The following is a 23,774-nucleotide window of genomic DNA, read 5'->3' on the forward strand; positions in this document are numbered from 1 at the left end:
CTTCGTAAGTTAAATATCTAATCGAATCGGCGTTCATTCAGCAAGTAGCTTAAGTGTCTTGCCATGTTTCTTGTTTATTTTTCCAAGACTGGCTTCTAATTTTTTATCAATCGGAGTGATTATTAAACTTTTACCATCGGTACTAATATCCAATGAAGTATCTGAAGTAATATGTAAAAGTTCAAGTATTGGTTTTTCTATAATTAAGGCTGAACTGTTACCATGTTGAATCAGTTTTTTGACCATTGCTTTACCCGTTACAACATAGTATATACAATAGTATTACCGATGTCAAATAAGATTTAGATTCTCCCCCATTTTTCCCTCTGTGAAATTTTTGTTATGCAATCCAATTCTGGGGCTTTTGCGCATAACGAAAGAGTCTCCTCGACGTTGCGTGCCCGGAGCGCCTGTGCGCGAAGGGATTTTAACGAGGCTTGAGCGAACCTTAGTGAGCGTCTTGCAAGCCGAAGTTAAAAAGCAAATGTGCCGAAGGCCAAGCAAGAGTCGCGAAGCGATCTCGCAGCGCCGTGAGAAACCGTAGTTAGACGACGTGCCCCGATTATTAGATATTATAATTTATCCCAAGCAGGAATTTTATCGTCGCTATTGATCTGAGAAAGAACATTTCTAAAATCTGCGAAAATTTGTTTCTTAGTTTTACCTTTGTAATATTTTTCAAAATATTGAGAAGTTTCAAGATCTTGAATTTCTTTTGTAAATGCGTAAAGTGCTAATTGATTTATTGAAACACCCTGCTCTTCAGCCACTTTCTCAATTTTATGCTTCAATTCAGAAGGAATTCTAATAGTCAATACACTAGCTTTTGTTTTCATAATTCTCCCTCCAATAATTCATAAAATTCGACGGTGTTATAACTTTCAAATCTTGAAATTTTAAATCGTTATCTATTAGATAATCTTTTACGTTACTAGTAATTAAATAATCCGCGTTACAGGCTATTGCAAGTTCGACAAAATGATTATCATCCTCATCGCGCAGGTTTGGACGAAAGGCAAAATAAATCGTTTGCGGATAACTTGCGTAAGCAATAAATCCCAATATCTTTTTTATTTCTTTATCGTTAATTCCTAAATCTGCTTTTGAAGTCCGCCTATTTAGCACTTCTTCATATTCTTTAAAGACTGGTATCGATAATCCTAACTTAATTTTCTGATCGAAAACTAATTCCAGAATTGCTCGGGAAGCCCCTTTTTTTGCTCTTAACGCTTGATAAAGAACATTTGTATCTAAGACGACTTTCAATTTCTGTATGATAGTATATACGCTATCATTTGTCAACAGCTAATTTAGGCTCTCTACGCAAGATTTGGGGCATGTTCGTCTAACGAAAGAGTCTCCTCGACGTTGCGTCCCTGAAGTGCATTTGCGCGAAGGGTTGGCACGAGGTTCGAGGCGCCTTAGCGCTGGCTCGCGAACCGAAGTGACAAAGCAATGTGGCTTTAGCCCGTAGTGAGGGTCGCATTAGCGATCCCGAACGAAGCGAGGAGACGAAGTTATGCGTAGTGCCAAACATTAAACAGCAATTTTTCATTAAGATTATTCGTTAAAGAGAAATTTGTGCAAAGCCTCGCGAATAACTGGTTCTTTAAAATGCTGAATGTAACTTTCAAAAAATAAATTTACTTTATCAACAAAGTATTTAGCAATTTCACGATTAGAAAAATATGAATATAAATCGAGCCCCATTTTTTTATCCGCTATTAAACCTCTACGAATAAGCGGCTGCAATTTATCTTTTCCAGGATAATCAGAATAAAATACACCAATAAAGATGACATTCCGTTCATCAAATAATGAACTTCTAATTTCTTCTTTTCTATCTATTTTAATATTATAAGTAAGTAAAGACGGATGAATTATTGCGTTTCTAATTTGTCTTAAATCAGCCCAAATCGATTCAAAATTTTGAATAAATTTTTGACTTTCAATATTCATTAAAGATGAAAATGCTTTTAAGATTTCTAATGGATAAAATTTTCCCATCCTTACAATCTTAATAATTTCCTGAAAACGATTAATGAATGGAGTAATATCATAATCCGCCTTAAATAAAATATCTTTATCGAATTCGAGCGCCCTATCAAATTCGAGAATCTCTCTTGCATAAACTTCAACCGCAGAAGTTAGTAAAGAGTAAATTGGAAGAATACGGTCATCATAATTTATGCCTTCTTTAGCTGAATCAGTAATAAATTCGGCCAAATCTAAATATCTTCTTCTGATATTTACAAGACCAATATCAACTATTTGATTTTTATCTTCTGACATTTTCACATTTGGCATTACGCATAACGAAAGAGACTTCTCGACGTTCGCGTTCCCGGAGCGCCTGTGCGCGCAGGGATTGACGGAGGCTTGAGCGACCTTAGTCGCGTCTCGCAAGCCGAACGGCAAAGCGAATGTGGTGAAGCCCGTAGTGAGTCCGAGCGGGAACCGTGAGTGACGAACGGAGCGAGAAGTCGTAGTTAGCTGAAGTGGCTATTGGGTCCAATCTTCGATTTTTAAGTCCTTAATTCTTTTAAATTCTTTTGTATTATTAGTTACAAAAATATAATTATTAGCAATTGCTTGAGCTGCAAGAAGCATATCTATTGAACCAATTACGCTTCCCCTTTTTTCTAAGTCAGCCCTAATGAACCCATAAGACTCAGCATCTTTATCAGAAAAAGAAAGTATATTAAAAATTGTTAAAAATTCAATCAGTGCAACTTTGTTTTTTTCCCTATGTTCACTTTTCTGAATTCCAAATTCAAGCTCCGCGACGGTTAAAGAAGAAATAAATAAATCTTTATTTAATTTTTTCTTAAGGTTTCCCAAAAGAACCGCGTTTTTCTTTTTAATTAGAAAAATACAAATATTGGTATCCAAAAGATACATTAAAACTTTTCTCTTTTATCGGATTTCGGTTGTTCTCTTCCCTCCTCCAGAAAATCATCTGAAAATCCATTTAATCCTTCTAAAAATACGTTCCAGGCCTTATTCTTAGGAACTAATATTACCGCTTCTCCAACTTTTTGAATAAGGACATCATCTCCGGTAAATTGAAATTCTTTTGGCAATCTGACCGCTTGACTTCTTCCATTTATAAATAATTTTGCTGTTTGCATTAAACTTTCTCCAAAATTAATATATATCAAGATATATACTTGTCAAGGGATTCTTATCGGATTTGTTTTAAATTACAACAAATTTATAGCCATTTCAGCTAACGAAAGAGTCTCCTCGACGTTGCGTCCGCAAGCGCTTGTGCGCGACGCGGTTGGCACGAGGTTCGAGTGAGCCTTAGCGAACGTCCCGCGAACCGAAGTGGCAAAGCAATGTGTCGAAGACCGTAGTGAGTCCGAGCGGGAACCGTGAGTGACGAACGAAGCGAGGAGACGAAGTTATACGCAGTTGCCCATTTATTAAAATAATAATAACTTAATATTATCTAAAACTTCTTTCAAAGAAACTTTATTGACCGATTCAATAAACTCTGCTTCACGAATAGTCCAATCTAGGTTTTTAACTTGATCGGAAAGAACTACTCCATCGATTTTCCTTGATTTAATCAACACTTCGAATGGATAACCTTTAATTTTACTTGTAATTGGACAAAATATTGCTAATCCAGTTTTCGAATTGTATTCCTTCGGTGATAATACAAGTGCAGGTCTACGACCTTTCTGTTCATGACCTGCTTGAGGAGTAAAGCTCAACCAAACTATATCTCCTTTCTCAGGAGTATATCTTTTACTCTTTACCACGCTTCCTTACCTATCGAATTACCAGTAGATATTTCAGAATGAAGATTTTGTTTTGTAATTTTAGAGAGTTTTTCTTCCAATGAGGCCTTTCTCATTGGATATATTACAATCTTATCCCCTTCATATTGTAATTCAACGTGGCTTCCGTCATTTAACTCTAATTCCGTTGCCATTGCTTTTGGAATTCTAATTCCTAAGCTATTTCCCCATTTTTGAATAATTGATTCCATAAATCCCTATATATACATTGTATATACTTTTGAAAATTTGTCAGTAATTTTTTAGAGTCAAATTTAACGATTTCGAAATGAATTTCTTTCTTTAAGATTTGTAAGGGAAGTCACAACTATCTACATATTTTTTTGGGCTATTGCAACTAACGACGCAGGTTTCTCGACGTTTGCGGTTCTGGAGCGCGTCGCGCGGAAGAATTGGAACTCGGTTCGAGCGACCTTAGTCGCGTCTCGCGAACCGAAGTGACAAAGCGAATGTGCCGAAGGCCAAGCGAGAGTTGCGGAGCAATCTCGAAGCGCCGCGAGAAGCCGCAGTTATGCGAAGTTGGGCAATAAATTCAACCAGTTCTTTGAAGCGTTTGAATATTATCTAATTTGAGCTTTAACTTCTCTTTCTGTTTTCTTATTTCTAAATCATTTTGAAGATTTATCCAAAATTTATCAGACATTCCGAAAAATTTAGCCAATCTCAAAGACATATCGATTGTGATTTTACGCTTATCGTGCAAAATCTCTAATACTGTAGAAGTGGAAACATGTAGCTCTTTTGCCAGTCTATATGGAGTTACTTCTAATGGATCCAAAAACTCTTCTCTGAGGATTTGAGAGACTGTGGGTGTCGGAATTCTTTTAGTTTTCATAATAAGTCTCCTCAATGATAATCAGCGATAGACACATCAAAGCAATTTCCATCAGCGAATTTAAATGTAATTCTCCACTGGTCATTTATCCTGATTGAACAATAATTCTTTAAGTTCCCTTTTAAATGCTCAAATCTATTAGCTGGTGGACTCTTTAAATCTTCTTCTTTTTCAGCATTTTCTAGAATGAGAAGTTTGATTAGCGCCCTACTCTGTATTTCCGGAGGAATTTTCTTTGAGAATTCTTGATGAAAAATCCTCTCAGTTTCTTTATCTCCGAAAGATTTGATCATTTATCCATATAGTCGCATTGCGGATATATCTGTCAATCCGATATACTTTAATTTAACTTTAAAAATACTATGACGAGGAAGACAAATCGAACATTTTTCTACTTTCTAAAAAAAGTCTTTTGCCCAATTTCGCATAACGAAAGAGTCTCCTCGACGTTGCGTCTCCGAGCGCTTACGCGCGAAGGAGTTGGCACGAGGTTCGAGTGAGCCTTAGCGAACGTCCCGCGAACCGAAGTGGCAAAGCAATGTGCCGGAGGCCGGAGTGAGGGTCGCATGAGCGATCCCGAACGAAGCGAGGAGACGAAGTTAAGCGACGTTGTGATTTTTAGTTAATCAAAAAGAGTTTTTTCTTTTGATATAATTAAATTAATTTGAATTTCTAGATTGGGAATTTTAGTTATTACCAAATCCCAAACAATATCATAATCCACTACAAAGTAACCATGAATTAAGCGATTCCGGGTAGCCGACAGCTTTTTCCATTCCACATCGGAATATTTTTTCTTGAATGAATCTGATAGTTTATTAGAAGCCTCGCCTATTATCTCAATGCTTCTAACGAAAGCTCTTTTCATTAAATCATCAGAAACGAACTGATCACGATTTAATTTTTTCGATTCAATCTGTAAGAAAATAATCTCTTCTTTAAAGTGATTTATATAACCTAAATCAGATTTCAATAAGAATTGCCTCAGAAAGTATAAAATCTCGTAAATCTTTAGTAAGAGACTCTTCAGTTAATAGATCAACGTGAGTATTTAAAAGATCTTCCAATCGGAAGGAAAGATCCATAAAGCTATCAAAGTTTTTCTTACCAGAATGGAATTGAACAAGAATATCTACGTCACTACCTTCATGATTTTCATTTCTCGCAACGGAACCAAAAAGCAAAAGTTTTTGAACTCCTAAATTTAGGAGTTCTTGCTTATGTTCGACTAATATATCTTTAACTTCGCCGGAATTCATACTTACTAATTATTTGTTCAGTAATTTTCTTTTCTCGCTTAATAAATGTCAAGATTATTTAGATCCGGCAATTTCTAATCTACTTTCATTCTAAAGTGATTTTTCTCACAATGTCGCTTAACGAAAGAGTCTCCTCGACGTTGCGTCCCTGAAGCGCATCTGCGCGAAGGGTTGGCACGAGGTTCGAGGCGCCTTAGCGCCGTCCCGCGAACCGAAGTGACAAAGCAATGTGCCGGAGGCCGGAGTGAGGGTCGCATGAGCGATCCCGAACGAAGCGAGGAGACGAAGTTAGGCGAAGTGATGCAAAATACACTACAAGCATCCTTCTACTAAATTTAATTCGGGATATCTTCCAACACTAATTGATGTAATATTCTTATTATTTGTCTCAAAAATAATTCCATAATTTTTATCTGATTTATCCACTGGCTTATAAGTATATTCCAAGTAGTTTGTATAATGCCCGCGCGTTTCTTCTAACTTTTCTTTATATACACTTTTTAATTTAGCTAATGAATCTCCTATTTTAATGCCAGAAATTGTTTCATTCTCTGGCTTGTATAAGTAAATTCGTGCAAGTTTCATGTTATTTTTAGCAGGTCCAGTAAACATAAAGCCCAAGCTAGAAGTAGAATTTTTGAAATAATAGAAAGCGCAATTTTGCTCTACTAACGGATCCTCTTCTATTTTCAATTTTTGACCTGTCACTTTTTCAATTTCAACAACACTCATACCAATAAGAATTTTACCAACGCCACGAATGTGAATTTTGTATTTCTCAACGGTAAGCGGTAGATCCTGTGCAAAGCCAATTTGAGCATAACAGACTGCTAAAAGTATTAGTATTTTCTTAATCATAAAACATGTTTTCCTGTAAAAAATTGCATCATTTCGCCTAACGAAAGAGTCTCCTCGACGTTGCGTCTCCGAAGCGCTTGTGCGCGAAGGAGTTGGCACAAGGTTCGAGGCGCCTTGGCGCCGTCCCGCGAACCGAAGTGACAAAGCAATGTGTCGAAGACCGTAGTGAGTCCGAGCGGGAACCGTGAGTGACGAACGAAGCGAGGAGACGAAGTTATACGCAGTTGCGGAATTTCGCGACACGGATGTCGCTGAATTAAGTTTCGTTTCTTACTTTAATACTTAAATACTCATCTGGAGTAATGATGTTAAAGTTCTTAATTTTCTGAAGAGTTAATAAATCTTTGTCTCCAGTGATTAAATAGTCTACTTTTGCTGCAAAAGCAGACTCCAGAATGTGATAATCATCTCTATCTCTTAACTCTAAATAATCTTGAATAGGTTTATTTTTAACAAGCGCAGTAATATCTCTGATTTCAGATAAAACAATCTGAATAAAATTATCATCAAGTTTGAATTTTGGTTTAGAGAGTGTAGATTCAATCTCAGCTAATATTTCTTTCGAAATATATCCTGTAAAAACCTCATCAATTAAATCTTGGAAAACAAGCCTTGGTTTTCCTCTAAATAAAATAGCAGAGATGTAAATATTAGTATCTAATAATACCTTCAACATTATTAAGAAGCATTTCTTTTATTTCTAACGGATTTAATTTCATTAAAAACATCCTTTTCAGAAATATTACTTCGATCAGTAACTTTTGAAGTGAAGTCAAAGATGGCTTGCCATCTAGTTTTTTTCTCAATATACGCTCTAGCGGCTTCACGAATCAATTCTGACCTGGACCTGTGTTCCCTCTTTGCAATTTTATCGATTTCTTTTAAAAGTGCTTTTTCAAAGGAAATATTAACAGTCTGATTCATAATCTAAATAATATACAATGATTGTATGCTTGTCAACCTAATTTCATCCTTTTCGCCCCTACTTCTCGCCACATGGATGTGGCGTCTCCCCCGCAATTGCGTATAACGAAAGAGTCTCCTCGACGTTGCGTGTCCAAGCGCTTTAAGCGCGCCGGACTTGGCACGAGGTTTGAGCGACCTTAGTCGCGTCCCGCGAACCGAAGTGACAAAGCAATGTGTCGAAGACCGAAGTGAGGGGCGCATTAGCGATCCCGAACGAAGCGAGGAGACGAAGTTAGACGGCGTCTGCTTTCAAGTTCAAGCAATATGCTTGCGAGATTTAACCTTTACTTCTAAATCTAATGCGTGACAGACTTTCAAGAAAGTAGCTAAATTGCAGTTAATTCCATTTTCAATTTTCGAAAGTTGTTGCTGAGTCACGTGAGCTAATTTCGCTAATTCAGATTGAGAAAGCCCTTTCTTTTCTCTTAAATCATGTAATTCCAAAGATAAATTAATTAGTTCTTTTTCTTCTTGAAACTTTTCTTTGAATTTCGCATTTTTAATTTTAGATTTTAAATGTGTTCTGAATGATTTCATGATAATAACTTCCCTATTTCTTTTTCCGGATATTTTTTAAGAAACTTCTCTCTTCTCTTCATTGCTTTATCAATTTCAGTTTTCGGAACTTTATCAGACCGTTTAATAAAATGATTCGTTAGTATAACATAGTCTTTATAACAGAAGAAATATAATATACGAACCTGATCGCCGGAAAGTTTAATTCTTAGCTCATGAATTCCGTTTTTTAAAATATCAGCGTAAGGTCTTGGTAAATTTGGACCTAATTCTTCAAGTTTCTCGATCCAAGCTAATATCTTTGCTTGATTTCGTTCATCCTTAGAATTGATAAAAGTTTCGATTTCACTTTCTTCGTTCTCAGATTCCGAGTAATAGTAAACTTTCCATTTTCTCGCCACAAATCAATTTACATCATATAAGATGTATTGTCAACCGCGAAATAGTCAAAACGACTTTAAATAGTAAATCAAGTTGCAAGTCCATTTTTAGCAGATGCCGTCTAACGAAAGAGTCTCCTCGACGTTGCGTCTCCGAGCGCTTACGCGCGAAGGAGTTGGCACGAGGTTCGAGGCGCCTTAGCGCCGGCTCGCGAACCGAAGTGACAAAGCAATGTGGCGAAGCCCGTAGTGAGGGGCGCATTAGCGATCCCGAACGGAGCGAGGAGATGAAGTTAGGCGTTCGTTGTCGCTTATTAAAGTATTCCTATTACTGATTACTTTCCATCATTGGATTTCGATGATACAAACCAAGAAGCGACGAAGCCGGTGAAAGTTCCAAACAAACCAACTCCGGTCGTCATTAAAATCGCCGCTATCAATCTACCCTCAGTTGTAACAGGAAATCTATCTCCATAACCTACTGTTGTAACCGTTGTATAAGACCACCAAAGAGCGTCTTCCGCAGTCTTAATATTACTATTCGGATCATCTTCAACCTGAAGAATTGAAATCGACGAAAAGATAATAATTACAAACGCGATTAAAGCAACAGAAGAGAATGCACCTTGTGCCTTATTTTTAAAAATGAAATGAATTAAGTTTTTTGTAGATCGTAATGCTCTAAGAACTCGTAAAAGCCGAATTAACCTGAATAGTCGCCCTGCCCTAAAATAATCTAAAGTAGGAATACTCGAAAGCAAATCGATCCATCCCCATTTTAAATACGAGAGCTTGCTTTCCGCAGTGAATAACTTGTATGTAAAATCAAAGATGAAAAAGATGCAAATCAGATTATCGATAAAATTTAATAATCTTTCTAATTCTGAATCAAGTTTAATGAAAGAACTTAGCAATAACGCCGTTAAAACGTAAACAGATAATACAACCGTCGCCAGATCGATAATTGCGAAAGGAACTTGCCTTTGAGTTTCTTCATTTTCCATTTAATCTTCTTTAATGATTATTGCGACAATGACGCCTAACGAAAGAGTCTCCTCGACGTTGCGTCCCTGAAGCGCATTTGCGCGAAGGGTTGGCACGAGGTTCGAGCGACCTTAGCGCCGTCTCGCGAACCGATGTGACAAAGCAATGTGGCTTTAGCCCGAAGTGAGGGTCGCATTAGCGATCCCGAACGAAGCGAGGAGACGAAGTTATGCGAAGTGGCTGATTGTTATTTAAGCGTTTTTACTCTTTAAATGTATTACTGGCTCAGCATCCAGTGCTTTTGCAAGTCGGTTAATCAATGACAATGATAAGTTCTTATAATTTCCTGATTCAATGCGTGCTATCGCTGGTTGAGAAGTGCCAATTTTCTCTGCTAAATCCTTTTGAGTCAGATTTCTCTTTTTTCTCAATTTGATAATTTCTTTGGCTAAAGTAAACTCATTGGAAAGAGCTTCATAATCTTTCTTAAAATCTTTATTTTTCAGCTCTTTATTTAGAAGTAAATCAAAGCTTTTCGTCTTAAGTTTCATACTTGCTCTCCTCTATAAGTCTTCATCAACTTGAAGGCCTTAGTCAATTGATCTTTACTCGTCTTTTGCTCTTTCTTTATATATCCTGAAGTTAAAATAACAACGCGATCTTTCTCAAAGAAATAAAAGAATCTACAAATATTAGAACCCTGTTTAATTCTTAGCTCGAAGAGCCCTTCGTAACCTTGAATTTTCTTAGAAAATGGTTCTCTTAATTCTGGCCCAAATTCTCCTAATAATTCAATCGTTCTAAATGCTTTGGCTTTAAGTTTGTTTTCCAGTTTTAAAAGAAACTCTTCCGCAGGTTCTAATAATTGGATTTTAAACTTCACTATTCAAATATATCAAATTTGATATATTTGTCAATCCCAATTTCAATTTAGTTTTCAGCCATTTCGCATAACGAAAGAGTCTCCTCGACGTTGCGTGTCCAAGCGCTTTAAGCGCGCTGGACTTGGCACGAGGTTCGAGGCGTCTTAGCGCCGGCTCGCGAACCGAAGTGACAAAGCAATGTGTCGAAGACCGAAGTGAGGGGCGCATGAGCGATCCCGAACGAAGCGAGGAGACGAAGTTAGGCGACGGTTCGTATGTGTTTAATAATCTGCCTCGTACCCATGTCCATTTTTTCCATAAAAAATAAGCCATTTTGCAAGGGAAAAAAGAATATGTAATTTTGCATCCATTGAATCTTCTTCACTTTTTGGTGGAATCCTTATTGATTTTAGATATTCTAAATTATGTTTGATTGCTAATTTGTCTGCAATATCCATAAGTCTATTTCCGTAATCTAATGCTTCGTGAGACAGTTTAGAAATCCATGCTTCAGATGTTAATTTTTCACCGATTAAATCTTCACAATCTCTGAGAAACTCACCTCGAAACACATTTGCATCAGCGACAGGAGATTGATACATTGGAACACCCTCAAGCTCTTTTGCTAATTCTATTACATAGTATCCATTGTAATTTTGAAAAAATTCTTCTTTTTCTATAGATTTGTCAGTTGTTTCATAAAGAGAATTGAGCCACATATTTGCTTCGAAATCTCTTCCGACCATAGGAGCTTTTATGGTTTCGAATGGTGAAATTTGTAATTCATTCCAAATAACCAAAAGCTGTTCGAATGTATTTTCTTTTTTTCCTAATAGTTTCTCGATTAAATTAATTTTTTGTTTTTCTCGACTCTGAAGAATATTAAAGATTTTGATGTATTCGTTTTCGTATCCAGGTTTAGGCCTACCTAAAGGTCTCATATCTAATCCCATATTGATCTCATTATATATTAAATTTTCGAACTGTCGCCTAACGAAAGAGTCTCCTCGACGTTGCGGCCGCAAGCGCTTTTGCGCGACGCGGTTGGCACGAGGTTCGAGGCGCCTTAGCGCCGTCCCGCGATCCGAAGTGACAAAGCAATGTGGCTTTAGCCCGGAGTGAGTCCGAACGGGAACCGTGAGTGACGAACGAAGCGAGGAGACGAAGTTAAGCGATGGTGGCGTTAATTAAATTAAGGAATTGTGTAATTCCATTTCTTTTTGTAAGATCGTATTAACAATTGTACTAAGATCTTTATTCTTCTTAAGTGCGATTTTCTTATAGTATTCTTCTAATTGCGGATCAAGATATACCGGAAAATGAAGATCCTTTAAATCCCGTGAGTAAACACCACGCTTGCCTTTTGAAAAATCGTATTCTTCTCTCATATATTAGATATCAGCTGAGTAGTATTGAGCTTTTTCTGAATTTGTAGCTGGCCTCGCCGATATGATCCTTATTATTTCTTCATCATTTTGTGATCGATCAACAAAAATTACGACCGCGATAGTAATATTTTCAATTGTCCCAAGTGCAATTTCTCTTACTTCATCAATAGAATGGTCTGGATCAGAAATGTAAATCGTTCTCGGGTCAGCAAAAACTAATGATGCTTCTCCAAATGAAAGACCATGCTTTTGAATATTTATCCTTTCTTTTTCAAGATCCCATTCAAAGCGCACTTTAATAGTATAATCGATATACTAAATATTTGTAAAGTCTTTAATTTTTTCTCTCATTGGCTTTTATCGAAAGATATTTGTATTAAGATTCAAGTTCGCCACTGTCGCTTAACGACGTAGGTTTCTCGACGTTTGCGTTCCCGGAGCGCTTGTGCGCGAAGGGATTTTAACGAGGCTTGAGCGAACCTTAGTGAGCGTCTTGCAAGCTGAAGTTAAAAAGCAAATGTGGCAAGGCCCGCAGTGAGTCCGAGCGGGAACCGTGAGTGACGAACGAAGCGAGAAACCGCAGTTAGCCGACGTGGCTATCAACGCTATAGCATTTTACAAATAATTCAAGATTTGATCTTTTTGATAGCCGTAGATTGTTATTATTTTATCATTTATTTTACCGGGAACGTGAATTGCTTTAAGATCCGCTAAAACTTGTTCAAATTTCTCTTCTTCAACGACTTTGATTTCTAGTAACTCGATCGTTTTATATCCACCTAATGTAAAATGATAAAACCACTCACCATCCCAATTTGAAATGTGTTGAGTGTAAAGATCTTTTGTTCTCCAATAAACGAGGAAAGAGTAATTTACCATTAGAAGTTTAATTTCTTTCCATTTGGTTTCATTCATTACTGATAAATATTCTTCTGACATATGTTATAAAATCTTGCTATTCAAGCTCGCCTATGACTAATAATTCATCTTTCCAAACGACATCACCATCGTATATATTTTCCAAGTAGTATTTAATACTGAATCTTAATGGAATATTATACATTGATTTAATATCGAATTCGTTTGTTTCTATTAGGATCCATACTTGCTCTTCATCATTCCGGATAAAAAAGCTATTAAAATATTCTTTATTGAAAAAGATAATTATTTGAGATCTAGACAATTCCTGCTTACAGATAATACAAACCACTTTGCAAAATACATTCCCAGAAGGCTTTAACGTAGATAAATATTCTGAGCGATTAATGAGTGTTTGAATTAGTAGTTTTCTTGCTTTTTTCGGCGTTCTCTTCGAATCGGCAAATGATTTTTTTACAGGTATATGAAAATGCCAAAATTCCTTGTCTGAAGATCCTTCTGGGAACTCCTCAGTAAGTTTAATAAGTGTCGCAACGAGCACCCTACATTTCCGCCTTAAGCCTCTTGTTTTCTTTTTCATATTTTGTATAAAATTCATCATTAGCCATGTCGGCTAACGAAAGAGTCTCCTCGACGTTGCGGCCGCAAGCGCATTAGCGCGACGCGGTTGGCACGAGGTTCGAGTGAGCCTTAGCGAACGGCTCGCGAACCGAAGTGGCAAAGCAATGTGGCTTTAGCCCGTAGTGAGGGACGCATTAGCGATCCCGAACGAAGCAAGGAGACGAAGTTAGACGCTGGTCAGCATCTTTTAAAGCCAGTTTTCAATTTTAAGATCTTTAATCCGATTAAATTCCTTCTCATTGTTTGTCACAAGAGTAAGTTTATTCGATAACGCCTGAGAACCTATTAAAAGATCGAAAGGGCCAATTGGCTTCCCTACTTTCTCTAATTCTACTCGAACTTTTGCAGCTTTATTCGTGTCTTCACTAACAAATGGAAGAATATTCAAATAACTTAAAAAATCTTCTAAGACTCTCGAATTCTTTTCAGAATGTAGACTTTTCTGAACACCATACTTCAGTTCAAATTCTGTAATTGATGAAATAAAGATATTTTCAAATTTGATCTTTTTGAATTTTTTATAAACCGACTCTGGCTTTTGATTAATTATATAAATGCAAATATTTGTATCTAATAAGTATTGAATCATATTCTATTTCGTTTGTCATACTCCGCTGGTTGATTTCGATCAATTACAAGATCATCTGAGAAATTATTAACTGCGTTCCAAAATCTATCAACGGCATCATCTATTGGTGTTAAAATAACATTATTCCCGTCTTTCCTTATATAAACCTCTTTACCTTTAAAACGATAATCTTTAGGCAAACGAATTGCCTGACTGTCACCATTTTTAAAAATTTTAGCCTTGTTCATATATATTTAAGCATATATATAATAAAACAAGCGTCAATGATTTTTTCGATAATTTGAATAAAATAATTTTGAAACTATAAATTGGGAAAAACAGGAATTTTTGCTGACTTGCGTCTAACGAAAGAGTCTCCTCGACGTTGCGACTCCGAGCGCCTCTGCGCGAAGGAGTTGGCGCGAGGTTTGAGGCGCCTTAGCGCCGTCTCGCAAACCGAAGCGGCAAAGCAATGTGTCGAAGACCGTAGTGAGGGTCGCATTGGCGATCCCGAACGAAGCGAGGAGCCGCAGTTATACGCCGTCGCTTTCTATAAATTTCAAAACAAGTGACATTGGCTCAAAAAATATATCAATTCGCGTTGCGATCTTATCGACTCGATACGCTTTACCTATACCTGCAATAAATATATCTTTTGAATCTTTAGGGATGTAAAATATTGGTGACCCACTTAGGCCATTTAACTCTGGAAGAGAGCTACCATCAGATCTTTTTATTGGAATATAGTAATTATAATAGCCTAATTCGTTCTTAACGAAATCAAGTTGGTGGACAAAAATCGAACTTTTAAGACGTCTTAACTTTAATACGAATTCAGTTTTCGAGATTAAATACCCAGCTACAATTAAACTGTCGCCTTCCTTGAAATCATCTTTGGAATATACTAAACTATGATCAAATATAATCGGCAGATGCACTAACTCCTGCAAAAAATTGTCCGATAATTTAATTGTGCAAAAATCGATATCAATCAAATCCTTTAATACTTTATTTTCGTTAATTATGACTGGTTGGTTTAGCGTTCCAGTGATATTTACAAAGCGGCCCTTATCGTGCGTATAAAATTCTTTTCCATTATCCTTTACTACGTGATTTGCTGAAATTAGAAAGTGATCCTTTCTATGACCTAAAATAAATCCAGTCCCTATTAAAAAATACTGTTTATCTCTTTTAACGAAAATTGGCACAACTACGTTTTGATAGAATGATTCGATAGAGCCGTTAAACTTTTTATCATCAATTCTTAATTTTCGATAAATGTATTTATTTAAGTTCATAATGTCTATTTAATATAAAGCGATGGCGTATAACGAAAGAGGCTTCTCGACGTTTGCGTTCCCGGAGCGCTTGTGCGCAAAGGGATTTTAACGAGGCTTGAGCGAACCTTAGTGAGCGCCTTGCAAGCCGAAGTTAAAAAGCAAATGTGGCGAAGCCCGAAGTGAGTCCGAGCGGGAACCGTGAGTGACGAACGAAGCGAGAAACCGCAGTTATGCGCAGTAACATGTAACCTTAAAACTTTGGCTCATCAATCAGACCTTTCGGGTACAAATCGTAGTTAATTTGATTATTCGTATCAAAATTACTTGTTGAGTTTTCAACAATTGTATTCCATGCTTTCCGTAAATTTTCATGTGCGTTCTTAGCATCAGCGATTCCAGAAGTCAATGCCGCAGTTATAATCAACAATTGAGCCAGCTTTGAAAGGATTATACTCCATTTTGGCTTTTCCTTAACAGTTTCCTGCTTAAGTTCTATTATTGTTTCCGAAATTATCTCTAATGTTTGTTTATTCTCAGAATGTAGACTATTGATTACCTCTAATGCATTATCTAAATATACTAATATTCTTCCTTTGTCTGACTTATTAAGATCAAAAAGACCATCGATCGTAACTGCATTTTCATCACGACCTGAGTAAACTTTTGCGTCAAAAATGCTAATCCCAATTAATTGTGAAATTCTTTGCAAAGCACTTGCAATATCTAAGAGTGTTGTTCTATTGAATCGAGTATTCTCTTCATATTTAAATAAGAATAAATTAAGAATCCATCGAGAAATGACTGGCAATGATCGGAAACTCACTCCGCCTGATTGAGTTAATGAGGCAACAACGGACATATTTTGTCGTAATGCAAATCCATTTTCAATTGTATAAAGGTCAGTCAACTTTTCACTATTAATCTTTCTTAGCATCGAGGTAGTAATATGAAATACCTTTTCGAATTCATTAATAATCCCATCTCTATTCAAGATAGTTAGTGTCTTTGCGTTTATTGAGCGACTACAATCAAGAAAGTATTGTTCGGAAAATTTCAATTTATCTATTATTTCATATTCAAATAGATAGGGTTCCAAAAATTTTTGAAGCTGTTCTTTAGTGATCATTTTATATTAGTATTTATTACCCATGTTATTGCGCATAACGACGTAGGCTTCTCGACGTTCGCGGTTCTGGAGCGCGATAAACGCGCGAAAGAATTGGAACGAGGTTCGAGCGACCTTAGTCGCGTCTCGCGAACCGAAGTGACAAAGCGAATGTGCCGAAGGCCAAGCGAGAGTTGCGAAGCAATCTCGAAGCGCAGTGAGAAGCCGCAGTTAGTCGACGTAATGAATTATAAGACATTACTTTTGCCCTGGTTACATTCAAAGCAAAGAGTTTGAAGATTTTCTATAGCTGTTTCACCACCTTTACTCCAGGGTAGAATATGATCTACATTAAGTTCTATATCGGGATTTTTAGAAGGGGATTTTCCGCAGGCTTGGCAAGTAAATCGGTCTCGTTTCAGTATAAAAAATCTTAACCTCAAATTAATTTTTCTAGGGCTTCTTTTTATTTTAATCTCATTTTCACTTATATGAATCGGAGGTTCCAATTTCGCTAACTGGGATTCATTTGGACCAACATCTTCTGATATTGATTCGGTTTCTTTTTCAAAAGAGTCCGAATCGATAAATTTTACAAATGATTCTAATGCAGCTTTCCAAGATCCAAATTTATTTTCATATGAGCTGACATGATATTTAGATAGTGGCTTAGCCACTTCCTCGTATCGAGGTTGTCTGCCTAAATAAGTCCAAATATTTAAGATATTCTCTAAGTAGTCTTCAACGGAAGTATTATAATGCCTTCCCACTTCCAAATTAGCTTTTTTCTTTGCATTATTCCATCCGCCAAAACGTTTAATTAAAGTAGTAGACCCATATTTCCCATACTCGTCATACTCAGAAATTGTAAGCTTAGTATTATTTAATTTTAAAGCTACTTCTTGAATATCTTTAAGTAAAAATTCATCTCTAATAGAATTTTCTCCGTATTCAATGCCATGGATACTTGCTTCAGTATTTAATCTTGCTTTATGCAGCGCTCTCTCCCAACTCCCGAATCGTTTCTTAGCCGTTTGGTAGGAATATTTTGCCCCATTTTTCTTTGAATAGTCTCTGATCTTTAATGAATCTTTTTGCAAATTTTTTGCTACAGACTGAAGGTTTTCTATAATGTCCAGATCCGAAATCTTTTGATGTAAATCTCTTAATTCGAATTTCATACATTTTTCTTGTTAAATTTGATTTTCATTATGTCGACTAACGAAAGAGTCTCCTCGACGTTGCGTCCGCGAGCGCCTATGCGCAACGCGGTTGGCACAAGGTTCGAGGCGCCTTAGCGCCGTCCCGCGAACCGAAGTGACAAAGCAATGTGGCTTTAGCCCGGAGTGAGGGTCGCATGAGCGATCCCGAACGAAGCGAGGAGCCGCAGTTAGACGACGTGCCCCGATTATTAGATATTATAATTTATCCCAAGCAGGAATTTTATCGTCGCTATTGATCTGAGAAAGAACATTTCTAAAATCTGCGAAAATTTGTTTCTTAGTTTTACCTTTGTAATATTTTTCAAAATATTGAGAAGTTTCAAGATCTTGAATTTCTTTCGTAAATGCGTAAAGTGCTAATTGATTTATTGAAACACCCTGCTCTTCAGCCACTTTCTCAATTTTATGCTTCAATTCAGAAGGAATTCTAATAGTCAATACACTAGCTTTTGTTTTCATAATTCTCCCTCCAATAATTCATAAAATTCGACGGTGTTATAACTTTCAAATCTTGAAATTTTAAATCGTTATCTATTAGATAATCTTTTACGTTACTAGTAATTAAATAATCCGCGTTACAGGCTATTGCAAGTTCGACAAAATGATTATCATCCTCATCGCGCAGGTTTGGACGAAACGCAAAATAAATCGTTTGCGGATAACTTGCGTAAGCAATAAATCCCAATATCTTTTTTATTTCTTTATCGTTAATTCCTAAATCTGCTTTTGAAGTCCGCCTATTTAGCACTTCTTCATATTCTTTAAAGACGGGTATCGATAATCCTAACTTAATTTTCTGATCGAAAACTAATTCCAGAATTGCTCGGGAAGCCCCTTTTCTTGCTCTTAACGCTTGATAAAGAACATTTGTATCTAAGACGACTTTCAATTTCTATACGGTAGTATATATGCTATCATTTGTCAATGGCTAATTTAGCCTTTCCACGCAAGATTTGGGGCATGTTCGTCTAACGTTTCCGAGATAGCCGACGTTGCACGACGGCGGCGAACTTGCTTAGCAAGTCTCGATGCCGGAGTAGCAATGTGCCGCAGGCCGAGCGCCAGCGATGCGGTTATCTCGTGTTAGCCGATGGCGCGATTTTAAGAAAGATTAAAAAGGGTTGGTTGTGATTCTTCTCTTTTTAATTTCCAAGAATCTTCGTTAACTCTCTCGGCGATGTCTTCTAAAACTGAGAGTATGGTTTGCTTTTCTGGCGTAATTCCATTTTTTAAAAGAGGTAAGATATAAAGAATAATTTCATCAAAGTGTGTTGATTTGTTTTCTCGTTGCATTCTGGTTAGGAAGCTAATCAAATAATATTTTATTCTTAGTTTTACATCTATATGAGTTTTGAATTTCATTCCTTTTTTAATTGTGAAAATTTCAGTAGCTTCATTGTAATCAAAATTTTCTAAGAGAATAGGTGTAAGATCAGTGTATTCTTTTTTCAATAGATCTAAAAAACCCAATTCTAGGCCTTTTATAATTAATTCATCATTGATTTGTTCTAATGTAGCGCCATTATTTTTTGCAATTATGCCTTCAATGGTTTGCATTACTATTGTAGCTATATTCATGCCTAAGTTTGCTTTTAAGATTGCTTTTGGATTTGTAACTTTTCTAAAATTTATAATTAATTGGCCCGATAAAACTGTAAATGGATTTTGTCGTTTCTTAAAACTGGTTTGTCCGTTTTTTTGAGGAACTGCTCCGACGTACTCAAAGCCGCAACTTTCAGCTGTATCTATAATTAGATGCCAGAATTCTGGATCTTTATGTGCAAACACAAAAGATAGCCATCTATCAAATTTTAAAACACGATACATTTCTTTAATGCTTTCAGCGATTAAATTGTTATAATTTTCTTTTGTTTTTTCTTTCTCTCCGCCTTCAATGGCTTCCTGTTCATAATCTTCTTCTGAGACTGGTAAGTCGAGCCAAGCATTCCACATAACTGATAAGTCTAAGTATGGTATTTTTTTTCCGTAAGGAGGATCTGTATAAATATAATCAATGCTTTCTTTAGGAATTGTTTTTAGATTTGTGGCTGTTCCTTTTAGAATTTCGATATTATTAATTGTAGTTTCATTAATAAAATATTCCATTTCTCTTTTTGCATCAGCTAATCTTTTAAATTTAGTTTCGAAGATTTCCATTAATTCTAATTCGCCCGGATCAGGTGCCATTCTATAACGATAATAACGAAATGGGGCACTATCACCACCACCTTCACTTTTAGTATAATGAAAAGTTAAATTAAATTTATTAACGCTACTTGAAAAAGCTACCATTAGTGAATTTTTTATATTTTCATCTGGTTCTTTCTTGATTATGGATTTTAATAGCGCTAATTGAGCTAATTGTTTATCACTAAATAATTGCTCAACAGTTTCAACATCGGAACCTTTCGGTAAAGGAAATCCTTTCGGATAGGGATATTTCTTTAAAGCTGCTTTGATATCTTCTTTGGTTTTCGGTTCTTTTTCCAAATATTCTTTTTTAATTTTTTGAAAGGAATCTGACAGGAATGCTAATTTAATTGGGCTAACCAACGACTTTACTATAAAAACTGCCATTGGATTTAGATCAATGCTTATTGCCTTTCGATTGTTCATTAAAGCTTCAATGGCTGTGACTCCGCTGCCGCCAAAAGGGTCCAAAATTATGTCGTTGGGTCGACTGAAATTTTTTATATAGTCAGAGACTATATTCCAGGCTTGTTTTGTAAAATACCCATGTACTCCGAAATGTCTTTTTGCTTGTTGCTTTCTAACCGGAATTTCATCTAGTAAAGGTCGTAATTTATAATCGAATTCTCCAGTTTTAGCGATAGTTAATGAATCATAGGAAAGATTTTTACCAATTTGAAAACTATTAGCAGATAATAACATTGATAGTTTTTCCCAAGAATGTTCGATTTCTTCTATTTGAAATAAAAGGATTGGTTTATTTGTTGATTCTCTTCGATATAGAGCAAATTCAAGACCATTACATAGAGCGAAATATGTGCTGCGGATTTCAGGATGTGATGCATAACTGTAAACTTGTCCAATATTATCTTCATCCATTATGTTGATGTCTGGAGATTTTGCATCTAGAGTTAAGGCATAATTTTCTTCTATTAAAATTAGATAATCTGGAATTAGCTTAATTGGAATTTTCTTATTACTGCCGATTTTCAGAAATGGATGCTCTAACGTTTTACTTCTTATAATTTGTCCTTCTTTGTATCCGAGAGCATTCAAAATAGGAAGTATTATTACTTCTCTAACGCTGTCTTCTTTAAATTCATTATTTTCGTGTAATTCTTGAAAGTTCAGATTTCCGAACAGGGTTTTTGAATTAATTTTTGCAGACATTTTTTTTATTTCGGTTAATAGTTATTATTTAATGTAAATTTGCAAGCGCTTTCGGCTAACGACGCAGGTTTCTCGACGTTTGCGGTTCTGGAGCGTGCCTAAGCACGCGGAAGAATTGGCGCGAGGTTTGAGCGACCTTAGTCGCGTCTTGCAAACCGAGTGACAAAGCAAATGTGCCGAAGGCCAAGCGAGAGTTGCGGAGCAATCTCGAAGCGCTGCGAGAAACCGCAGTTATCTGCTGGTGGCGGCTTCTGTTTCGATTTTATATGTTTCTTATTTCTTTGGATATTCTAAATTACTTTTAGCGAGATTATGCTTTGAACAAAGCACTTGTAAATTTTCCAAAACCGTTTCTCCACCTTTTGACCATGGAATAATATGGTCAAAATGAATATTATCACCTGTTAAAGTTATACCGCAAAGTTTGCATTTATTTCCATCACGCATTAAAACTTGAACCTTTAATCGCTCACTCGGATACCTTTTGGTTTTATGTTTTATTATAGGTTCACTTGTTAAATCATTTGGAGAACTCTTTCCTATCAATTCTTCTACAGAATTTTCATCACTGGGAGTATTAATAAATTCAATAAACGATTCTAAAGCCTTTCTCCATGTTCCGAATCGTGAAACATATTGTGCGCGGGGGTATTTAGAGATAGGCGACTTAATATCTCTGAAAACTGGTTGCTTTCCTATTTTAAGCCAAACATATTCAATATTTTCAAATAAGTCTTTTTCTGAAATATTTCTTAAATGAACTAAACTTAAACCTGCTTTTTCTACTGCTTTGTTCCAACCACCAAAACGAACGATAATTGTCCCAGATGTGAATTTGCCACCGTTGCTGTCATAGTCCCGCGATGAGAGCTTGGTCACGCCGAGTTTGGCGGCGACATTCTTAACGTCGTCAAGTAAATCATTATCTGGAATATTTCTATGAAAATCCTTCAATTGATATTTCATATTTGTCCTTGAAACACTTTCTAGTTAGTTCGAACTGCCGCCACTTGCAGATAACGAAAGAGTCTCCTCGACGTTGCGTCCCTGAAGCGCATTTGCGCGAAGGGCTGGCACGAGGTTCGAGCGAGCCTTAGCGAGCGTCCCGCGAACCGAAGTGACAAAGCAATGTGGCTTTAGCCCGGAGTGAGGGTTGCATTAGCAATCCCGAAGGAAGCGAGGAGACGAAGTTAGTTGCAGTAGTGGCTTTAGCTACCTACCCTATCTTTTAAGCTCTTCCTCTACTTTATCTGAAAGCAAAAGTTTTATTAAAGATTGATACGGAATGTCTTTCTTGTTCGCCATAACTTTCAATCTATCAATTAGTGCTTCAGGCAATCTAAGTGAAATCATTTTTGTTGTAGGCTTTAAATTCGGAAAAGATACTTTTTTTGCCTTCGAATAATCGATATAGTCAGTAGAATCATTCTTTGACCAAAAATCAATTTCTGCACTCTCTGTTTTTAAAGACGGTATTTTTTTACGAGTTTTCATAGACTTTTCTTTCCCGAAGTGTCATTTCACGAACTGAGATAGGACGGATCTTATCTTTACGAATCGTTATTACAGCGAACAACTTTCTCCCTGAATTCGTAATCCCTAAAACGATATATCGATCTTCTTTTCCTGAATGGTAATCATCCGGTATTACAAGTAAAGGATCGTTAAAAAAGATTTCTTCTATTTCACCTGGCTTTACTTTGTGCTTTTTCCAGTTCTTTTCAATATTACCTAAATCCCAGTCAAAACCTGTAATTTGGCTTAAATCCGGTAATTCCATTTGTATATTCCTAAAATATACGAAAGAAAGTCAGTTTCAAGCAAAATTAATCACATACTCTCCGTTTTTCTTCCAATTCCTTTTATAGAGATTTTAAAATCAAACGCTGCTTTCAAATTTATTTTTGCCACTATTGCAACTAACGAAAGAGTCTCCTCGACGTTGCGTCCGCAAGCGCATATGCGCGATGCGGTTGGCACGAGGTTCGAGGCGTCTTAGCGCCGTCCCGCGAACCGAAGTGACAAAGCAATGTGCCGGAGGCCGGAGTGAGGGTCGCATGAGCGATCCCGAACGAAGCGAGGAGACGAAGTTAGACGACGTAGACCAAACTACTCTTTATTTTCTTTTTTACTCGAAGTAATACCTTCGATTCTTGAGACAGAACCTAAATATTTAAAATCGTCCCTGTATTTTTCTATACCTGGTACAGCCTCAATTCCTGCTTGAAATGAAATATTTCTAGCCATACCCGTTAATTCATATTTTTTGCCTTTTATATCAAAGCATATGACTTTGATATTTATTTTCTCCTGAATATTTTCAGGTAGCCAAGTCCCATAATACTCTTCTACAAACAATAAATACCCTGTCTGAAAATTATATGCTGCAATTCTCCCATCTGCTGAAAAAGTTCGATCACCCGTAAGTGCTTCTGTATCTAGGAATCTTGTAAAGAAAACTGGGAATATTTTTACACTGTCTCCTACTTTAGTCCGGGGGGAACTAGGAAAGGTGGTTGGAAATAAACTTTCTGACCACTTGTTATCTTTATTACGAAACTTTAACTCAAAACGTTTAATAGATAATAATTTTTCTGAAGGATTCGCTATACTTAAATTTAACCAAATTGCAAATCTCTTGGAGAATCCTTTTCCATCTTCAGATTCTTTTAAATATAAGATTCTTGCTGAAGAAGGTTCAATTTCTAAGCGTAACCTAATATCCAATTTCTCAATGTATAAACGTATTAGCTTAAATATTCCGGAAATCCAAGCGACTATTAAGCCTAAAATAAATAGCATTATTTTATTCGTCTCTGGATGTGTTTCGATAAAAGTCATTATATCATTCATAATATTCCTTGGTCTATGTCGTCTAAC

The 23,774-nt window shown here is 36.4% G+C and carries 37 protein-coding genes; all 37 read right to left on the reverse strand.

What is annotated here, in order from left to right:
* Window positions 1-33 precede the first annotated feature (33 nt).
* The 37 genes from LFX17_RS19870 to LFX17_RS20050 all read right to left on the reverse strand — a co-directional run bounded on the left by LFX17_RS19870 (window position 34) and on the right by LFX17_RS20050 (window position 23,747).
* A complete protein-coding gene (locus LFX17_RS19870) occupies window positions 34-246 on the reverse strand; it encodes an AbrB/MazE/SpoVT family DNA-binding domain-containing protein (RefSeq protein WP_238731919.1) in 213 nt (70 codons plus the stop codon).
* A 326-nt stretch (window positions 247-572) separates the two neighbouring features.
* Window positions 573-836, reverse strand: a complete 264-nt coding sequence (locus LFX17_RS19875) for a toxin-antitoxin system HicB family antitoxin (RefSeq protein WP_238731920.1) — start codon at window positions 834-836, stop codon at window positions 573-575.
* Window positions 820-1,266 carry a putative toxin-antitoxin system toxin component, PIN family gene (locus tag LFX17_RS19880; protein WP_238731921.1) on the reverse strand — a complete coding sequence of 149 codons (447 nt, stop codon included), beginning with the start codon at window positions 1,264-1,266 and terminating at the stop codon, window positions 820-822. The genes LFX17_RS19875 and LFX17_RS19880 overlap by 17 nt, the downstream gene beginning before the upstream one ends.
* A 294-nt stretch (window positions 1,267-1,560) precedes the next feature.
* Entirely contained in the window at window positions 1,561-2,292 is a 732-nt protein-coding gene (locus LFX17_RS19885; RefSeq protein WP_238731922.1) for a hypothetical protein, read from the reverse strand.
* 210 nt (window positions 2,293-2,502) lie between these two features.
* Complete coding sequence (gene vapC, locus LFX17_RS19890; RefSeq protein WP_238731923.1) at window positions 2,503-2,901, reverse strand: type II toxin-antitoxin system tRNA(fMet)-specific endonuclease VapC; 399 nt, start codon at window positions 2,899-2,901, stop codon at window positions 2,503-2,505.
* Window positions 2,901-3,131 carry a type II toxin-antitoxin system antitoxin VapB gene (vapB, locus tag LFX17_RS19895; protein ID WP_238731924.1) on the reverse strand — a complete coding sequence of 77 codons (231 nt, stop codon included), beginning with the start codon at window positions 3,129-3,131 and terminating at the stop codon, window positions 2,901-2,903. Before vapB (LFX17_RS19895) ends, vapC (LFX17_RS19890) begins: the two co-directional genes overlap by 1 nt.
* Before the next feature lie 297 nt (window positions 3,132-3,428).
* Window positions 3,429-3,770: an endoribonuclease MazF gene (mazF, locus tag LFX17_RS19900; RefSeq protein WP_238731925.1), complete on the reverse strand. Its 342-nt coding sequence runs from the start codon at window positions 3,768-3,770 to the stop codon at window positions 3,429-3,431.
* Entirely contained in the window at window positions 3,764-4,000 is a 237-nt protein-coding gene (locus LFX17_RS19905; protein ID WP_238731926.1) for an AbrB/MazE/SpoVT family DNA-binding domain-containing protein, read from the reverse strand. The genes mazF and LFX17_RS19905 overlap by 7 nt, the downstream gene beginning before the upstream one ends.
* A gap of 341 nt (window positions 4,001-4,341) precedes the next feature.
* Complete coding sequence (locus LFX17_RS19910) at window positions 4,342-4,644, reverse strand: HigA family addiction module antitoxin (RefSeq protein ID WP_238731927.1); 303 nt, start codon at window positions 4,642-4,644, stop codon at window positions 4,342-4,344.
* Window positions 4,645-4,655: 11 nt separating this feature from the next.
* Complete coding sequence (locus LFX17_RS19915) at window positions 4,656-4,937, reverse strand: type II toxin-antitoxin system RelE/ParE family toxin (protein WP_238731928.1); 282 nt, start codon at window positions 4,935-4,937, stop codon at window positions 4,656-4,658.
* Between the two features lie 329 nt (window positions 4,938-5,266).
* On the reverse strand, window positions 5,267-5,617 hold the full coding sequence (locus LFX17_RS19920; RefSeq protein ID WP_238748731.1) for a HepT-like ribonuclease domain-containing protein: 351 nt from the start codon (window positions 5,615-5,617) through the stop codon (window positions 5,267-5,269).
* Window positions 5,607-5,903 (reverse strand): nucleotidyltransferase family protein, encoded by a 297-nt coding sequence (locus LFX17_RS19925; protein ID WP_238731930.1) that lies wholly within the window; start codon window positions 5,901-5,903, stop codon window positions 5,607-5,609. The genes LFX17_RS19920 and LFX17_RS19925 overlap by 11 nt, the downstream gene beginning before the upstream one ends.
* A 312-nt stretch (window positions 5,904-6,215) precedes the next feature.
* Window positions 6,216-6,761: a hypothetical protein gene (locus LFX17_RS19930; RefSeq protein ID WP_238731931.1), complete on the reverse strand. Its 546-nt coding sequence runs from the start codon at window positions 6,759-6,761 to the stop codon at window positions 6,216-6,218.
* A gap of 256 nt (window positions 6,762-7,017) precedes the next feature.
* Window positions 7,018-7,437: a putative toxin-antitoxin system toxin component, PIN family gene (locus LFX17_RS19935; RefSeq protein ID WP_238731932.1), complete on the reverse strand. Its 420-nt coding sequence runs from the start codon at window positions 7,435-7,437 to the stop codon at window positions 7,018-7,020.
* A gap of 2 nt (window positions 7,438-7,439) precedes the next feature.
* Window positions 7,440-7,685, reverse strand: coding sequence for a CopG family ribbon-helix-helix protein (locus LFX17_RS19940; RefSeq protein ID WP_135595075.1), 246 nt, complete (start codon window positions 7,683-7,685; stop codon window positions 7,440-7,442).
* Window positions 7,686-7,982: 297 nt separating this feature from the next.
* On the reverse strand, window positions 7,983-8,264 hold the full coding sequence (locus LFX17_RS19945; protein WP_238731933.1) for a helix-turn-helix domain-containing protein: 282 nt from the start codon (window positions 8,262-8,264) through the stop codon (window positions 7,983-7,985).
* Window positions 8,261-8,644, reverse strand: coding sequence for a type II toxin-antitoxin system RelE/ParE family toxin (locus LFX17_RS19950; protein WP_238731934.1), 384 nt, complete (start codon window positions 8,642-8,644; stop codon window positions 8,261-8,263). Before LFX17_RS19950 ends, LFX17_RS19945 begins: the two co-directional genes overlap by 4 nt.
* A 314-nt stretch (window positions 8,645-8,958) precedes the next feature.
* Entirely contained in the window at window positions 8,959-9,627 is a 669-nt protein-coding gene (locus tag LFX17_RS19955; RefSeq protein ID WP_238731935.1) for a potassium channel family protein, read from the reverse strand.
* Between the two features lie 231 nt (window positions 9,628-9,858).
* Window positions 9,859-10,158, reverse strand: a complete 300-nt coding sequence (locus tag LFX17_RS19960) for a helix-turn-helix domain-containing protein (RefSeq protein ID WP_238731936.1) — start codon at window positions 10,156-10,158, stop codon at window positions 9,859-9,861.
* On the reverse strand, window positions 10,155-10,490 hold the full coding sequence (locus LFX17_RS19965) for a type II toxin-antitoxin system RelE/ParE family toxin (protein ID WP_238731937.1): 336 nt from the start codon (window positions 10,488-10,490) through the stop codon (window positions 10,155-10,157). The genes LFX17_RS19960 and LFX17_RS19965 overlap by 4 nt, the downstream gene beginning before the upstream one ends.
* Window positions 10,491-10,751: 261 nt before the next feature.
* Window positions 10,752-11,423 (reverse strand): hypothetical protein, encoded by a 672-nt coding sequence (locus LFX17_RS19970; RefSeq protein ID WP_238731938.1) that lies wholly within the window; start codon window positions 11,421-11,423, stop codon window positions 10,752-10,754.
* 234 nt (window positions 11,424-11,657) lie between these two features.
* Window positions 11,658-11,858: a toxin-antitoxin system, antitoxin component gene (locus tag LFX17_RS19975; RefSeq protein ID WP_238731899.1), complete on the reverse strand. Its 201-nt coding sequence runs from the start codon at window positions 11,856-11,858 to the stop codon at window positions 11,658-11,660.
* Between the two features lie 3 nt (window positions 11,859-11,861).
* Window positions 11,862-12,152: a BrnT family toxin gene (locus LFX17_RS19980; RefSeq protein ID WP_238731900.1), complete on the reverse strand. Its 291-nt coding sequence runs from the start codon at window positions 12,150-12,152 to the stop codon at window positions 11,862-11,864.
* A gap of 321 nt (window positions 12,153-12,473) precedes the next feature.
* On the reverse strand, window positions 12,474-12,797 hold the full coding sequence (locus LFX17_RS19985; protein ID WP_238731939.1) for a DUF6678 family protein: 324 nt from the start codon (window positions 12,795-12,797) through the stop codon (window positions 12,474-12,476).
* Window positions 12,798-12,813: 16 nt separating this feature from the next.
* The gene (locus LFX17_RS19990) at window positions 12,814-13,338 is read right to left on the reverse strand and encodes a DUF3916 domain-containing protein (RefSeq protein WP_238748732.1); all 525 of its coding nucleotides are present in this window, start codon (window positions 13,336-13,338) and stop codon (window positions 12,814-12,816) included.
* A 207-nt stretch (window positions 13,339-13,545) separates the two neighbouring features.
* Window positions 13,546-13,947 (reverse strand): type II toxin-antitoxin system tRNA(fMet)-specific endonuclease VapC, encoded by a 402-nt coding sequence (vapC, locus tag LFX17_RS19995; RefSeq protein WP_238731941.1) that lies wholly within the window; start codon window positions 13,945-13,947, stop codon window positions 13,546-13,548.
* Complete coding sequence (gene vapB, locus LFX17_RS20000; protein ID WP_238731942.1) at window positions 13,944-14,174, reverse strand: type II toxin-antitoxin system antitoxin VapB; 231 nt, start codon at window positions 14,172-14,174, stop codon at window positions 13,944-13,946. The genes vapC (LFX17_RS19995) and vapB (LFX17_RS20000) overlap by 4 nt, the downstream gene beginning before the upstream one ends.
* Window positions 14,175-14,459: 285 nt before the next feature.
* Window positions 14,460-15,224 carry a hypothetical protein gene (locus tag LFX17_RS20005; RefSeq protein WP_238731943.1) on the reverse strand — a complete coding sequence of 255 codons (765 nt, stop codon included), beginning with the start codon at window positions 15,222-15,224 and terminating at the stop codon, window positions 14,460-14,462.
* A gap of 232 nt (window positions 15,225-15,456) precedes the next feature.
* Window positions 15,457-16,332, reverse strand: coding sequence for a hypothetical protein (locus tag LFX17_RS20010; RefSeq protein WP_238731944.1), 876 nt, complete (start codon window positions 16,330-16,332; stop codon window positions 15,457-15,459).
* Window positions 16,333-16,559: 227 nt separating this feature from the next.
* On the reverse strand, window positions 16,560-17,492 hold the full coding sequence (locus tag LFX17_RS20015) for a homing endonuclease associated repeat-containing protein (protein WP_238748733.1): 933 nt from the start codon (window positions 17,490-17,492) through the stop codon (window positions 16,560-16,562).
* A 237-nt stretch (window positions 17,493-17,729) separates the two neighbouring features.
* The gene (locus tag LFX17_RS20020) at window positions 17,730-17,993 is read right to left on the reverse strand and encodes a toxin-antitoxin system HicB family antitoxin (protein WP_238731920.1); all 264 of its coding nucleotides are present in this window, start codon (window positions 17,991-17,993) and stop codon (window positions 17,730-17,732) included.
* A complete protein-coding gene (locus LFX17_RS20025; protein ID WP_238731946.1) occupies window positions 17,977-18,423 on the reverse strand; it encodes a putative toxin-antitoxin system toxin component, PIN family in 447 nt (148 codons plus the stop codon). Before LFX17_RS20025 ends, LFX17_RS20020 begins: the two co-directional genes overlap by 17 nt.
* A 212-nt stretch (window positions 18,424-18,635) precedes the next feature.
* Complete coding sequence (locus LFX17_RS20030; protein WP_238731947.1) at window positions 18,636-20,894, reverse strand: DNA methyltransferase; 2,259 nt, start codon at window positions 20,892-20,894, stop codon at window positions 18,636-18,638.
* A gap of 273 nt (window positions 20,895-21,167) precedes the next feature.
* Window positions 21,168-21,860 carry a homing endonuclease associated repeat-containing protein gene (locus LFX17_RS20035; RefSeq protein ID WP_238731948.1) on the reverse strand — a complete coding sequence of 231 codons (693 nt, stop codon included), beginning with the start codon at window positions 21,858-21,860 and terminating at the stop codon, window positions 21,168-21,170.
* A 255-nt stretch (window positions 21,861-22,115) separates the two neighbouring features.
* On the reverse strand, window positions 22,116-22,388 hold the full coding sequence (locus LFX17_RS20040; protein ID WP_135686010.1) for a BrnA antitoxin family protein: 273 nt from the start codon (window positions 22,386-22,388) through the stop codon (window positions 22,116-22,118).
* On the reverse strand, window positions 22,375-22,674 hold the full coding sequence (locus tag LFX17_RS20045) for a BrnT family toxin (protein WP_238748734.1): 300 nt from the start codon (window positions 22,672-22,674) through the stop codon (window positions 22,375-22,377). Before LFX17_RS20045 ends, LFX17_RS20040 begins: the two co-directional genes overlap by 14 nt.
* A 329-nt stretch (window positions 22,675-23,003) precedes the next feature.
* Window positions 23,004-23,747, reverse strand: a complete 744-nt coding sequence (locus tag LFX17_RS20050) for a hypothetical protein (protein ID WP_238748735.1) — start codon at window positions 23,745-23,747, stop codon at window positions 23,004-23,006.
* Window positions 23,748-23,774: the final 27 nt, after the last annotated feature.

This window comes from Leptospira sanjuanensis, assembly GCF_022267375.1.
Taxonomy (GTDB): domain Bacteria; phylum Spirochaetota; class Leptospiria; order Leptospirales; family Leptospiraceae; genus Leptospira; species Leptospira sanjuanensis.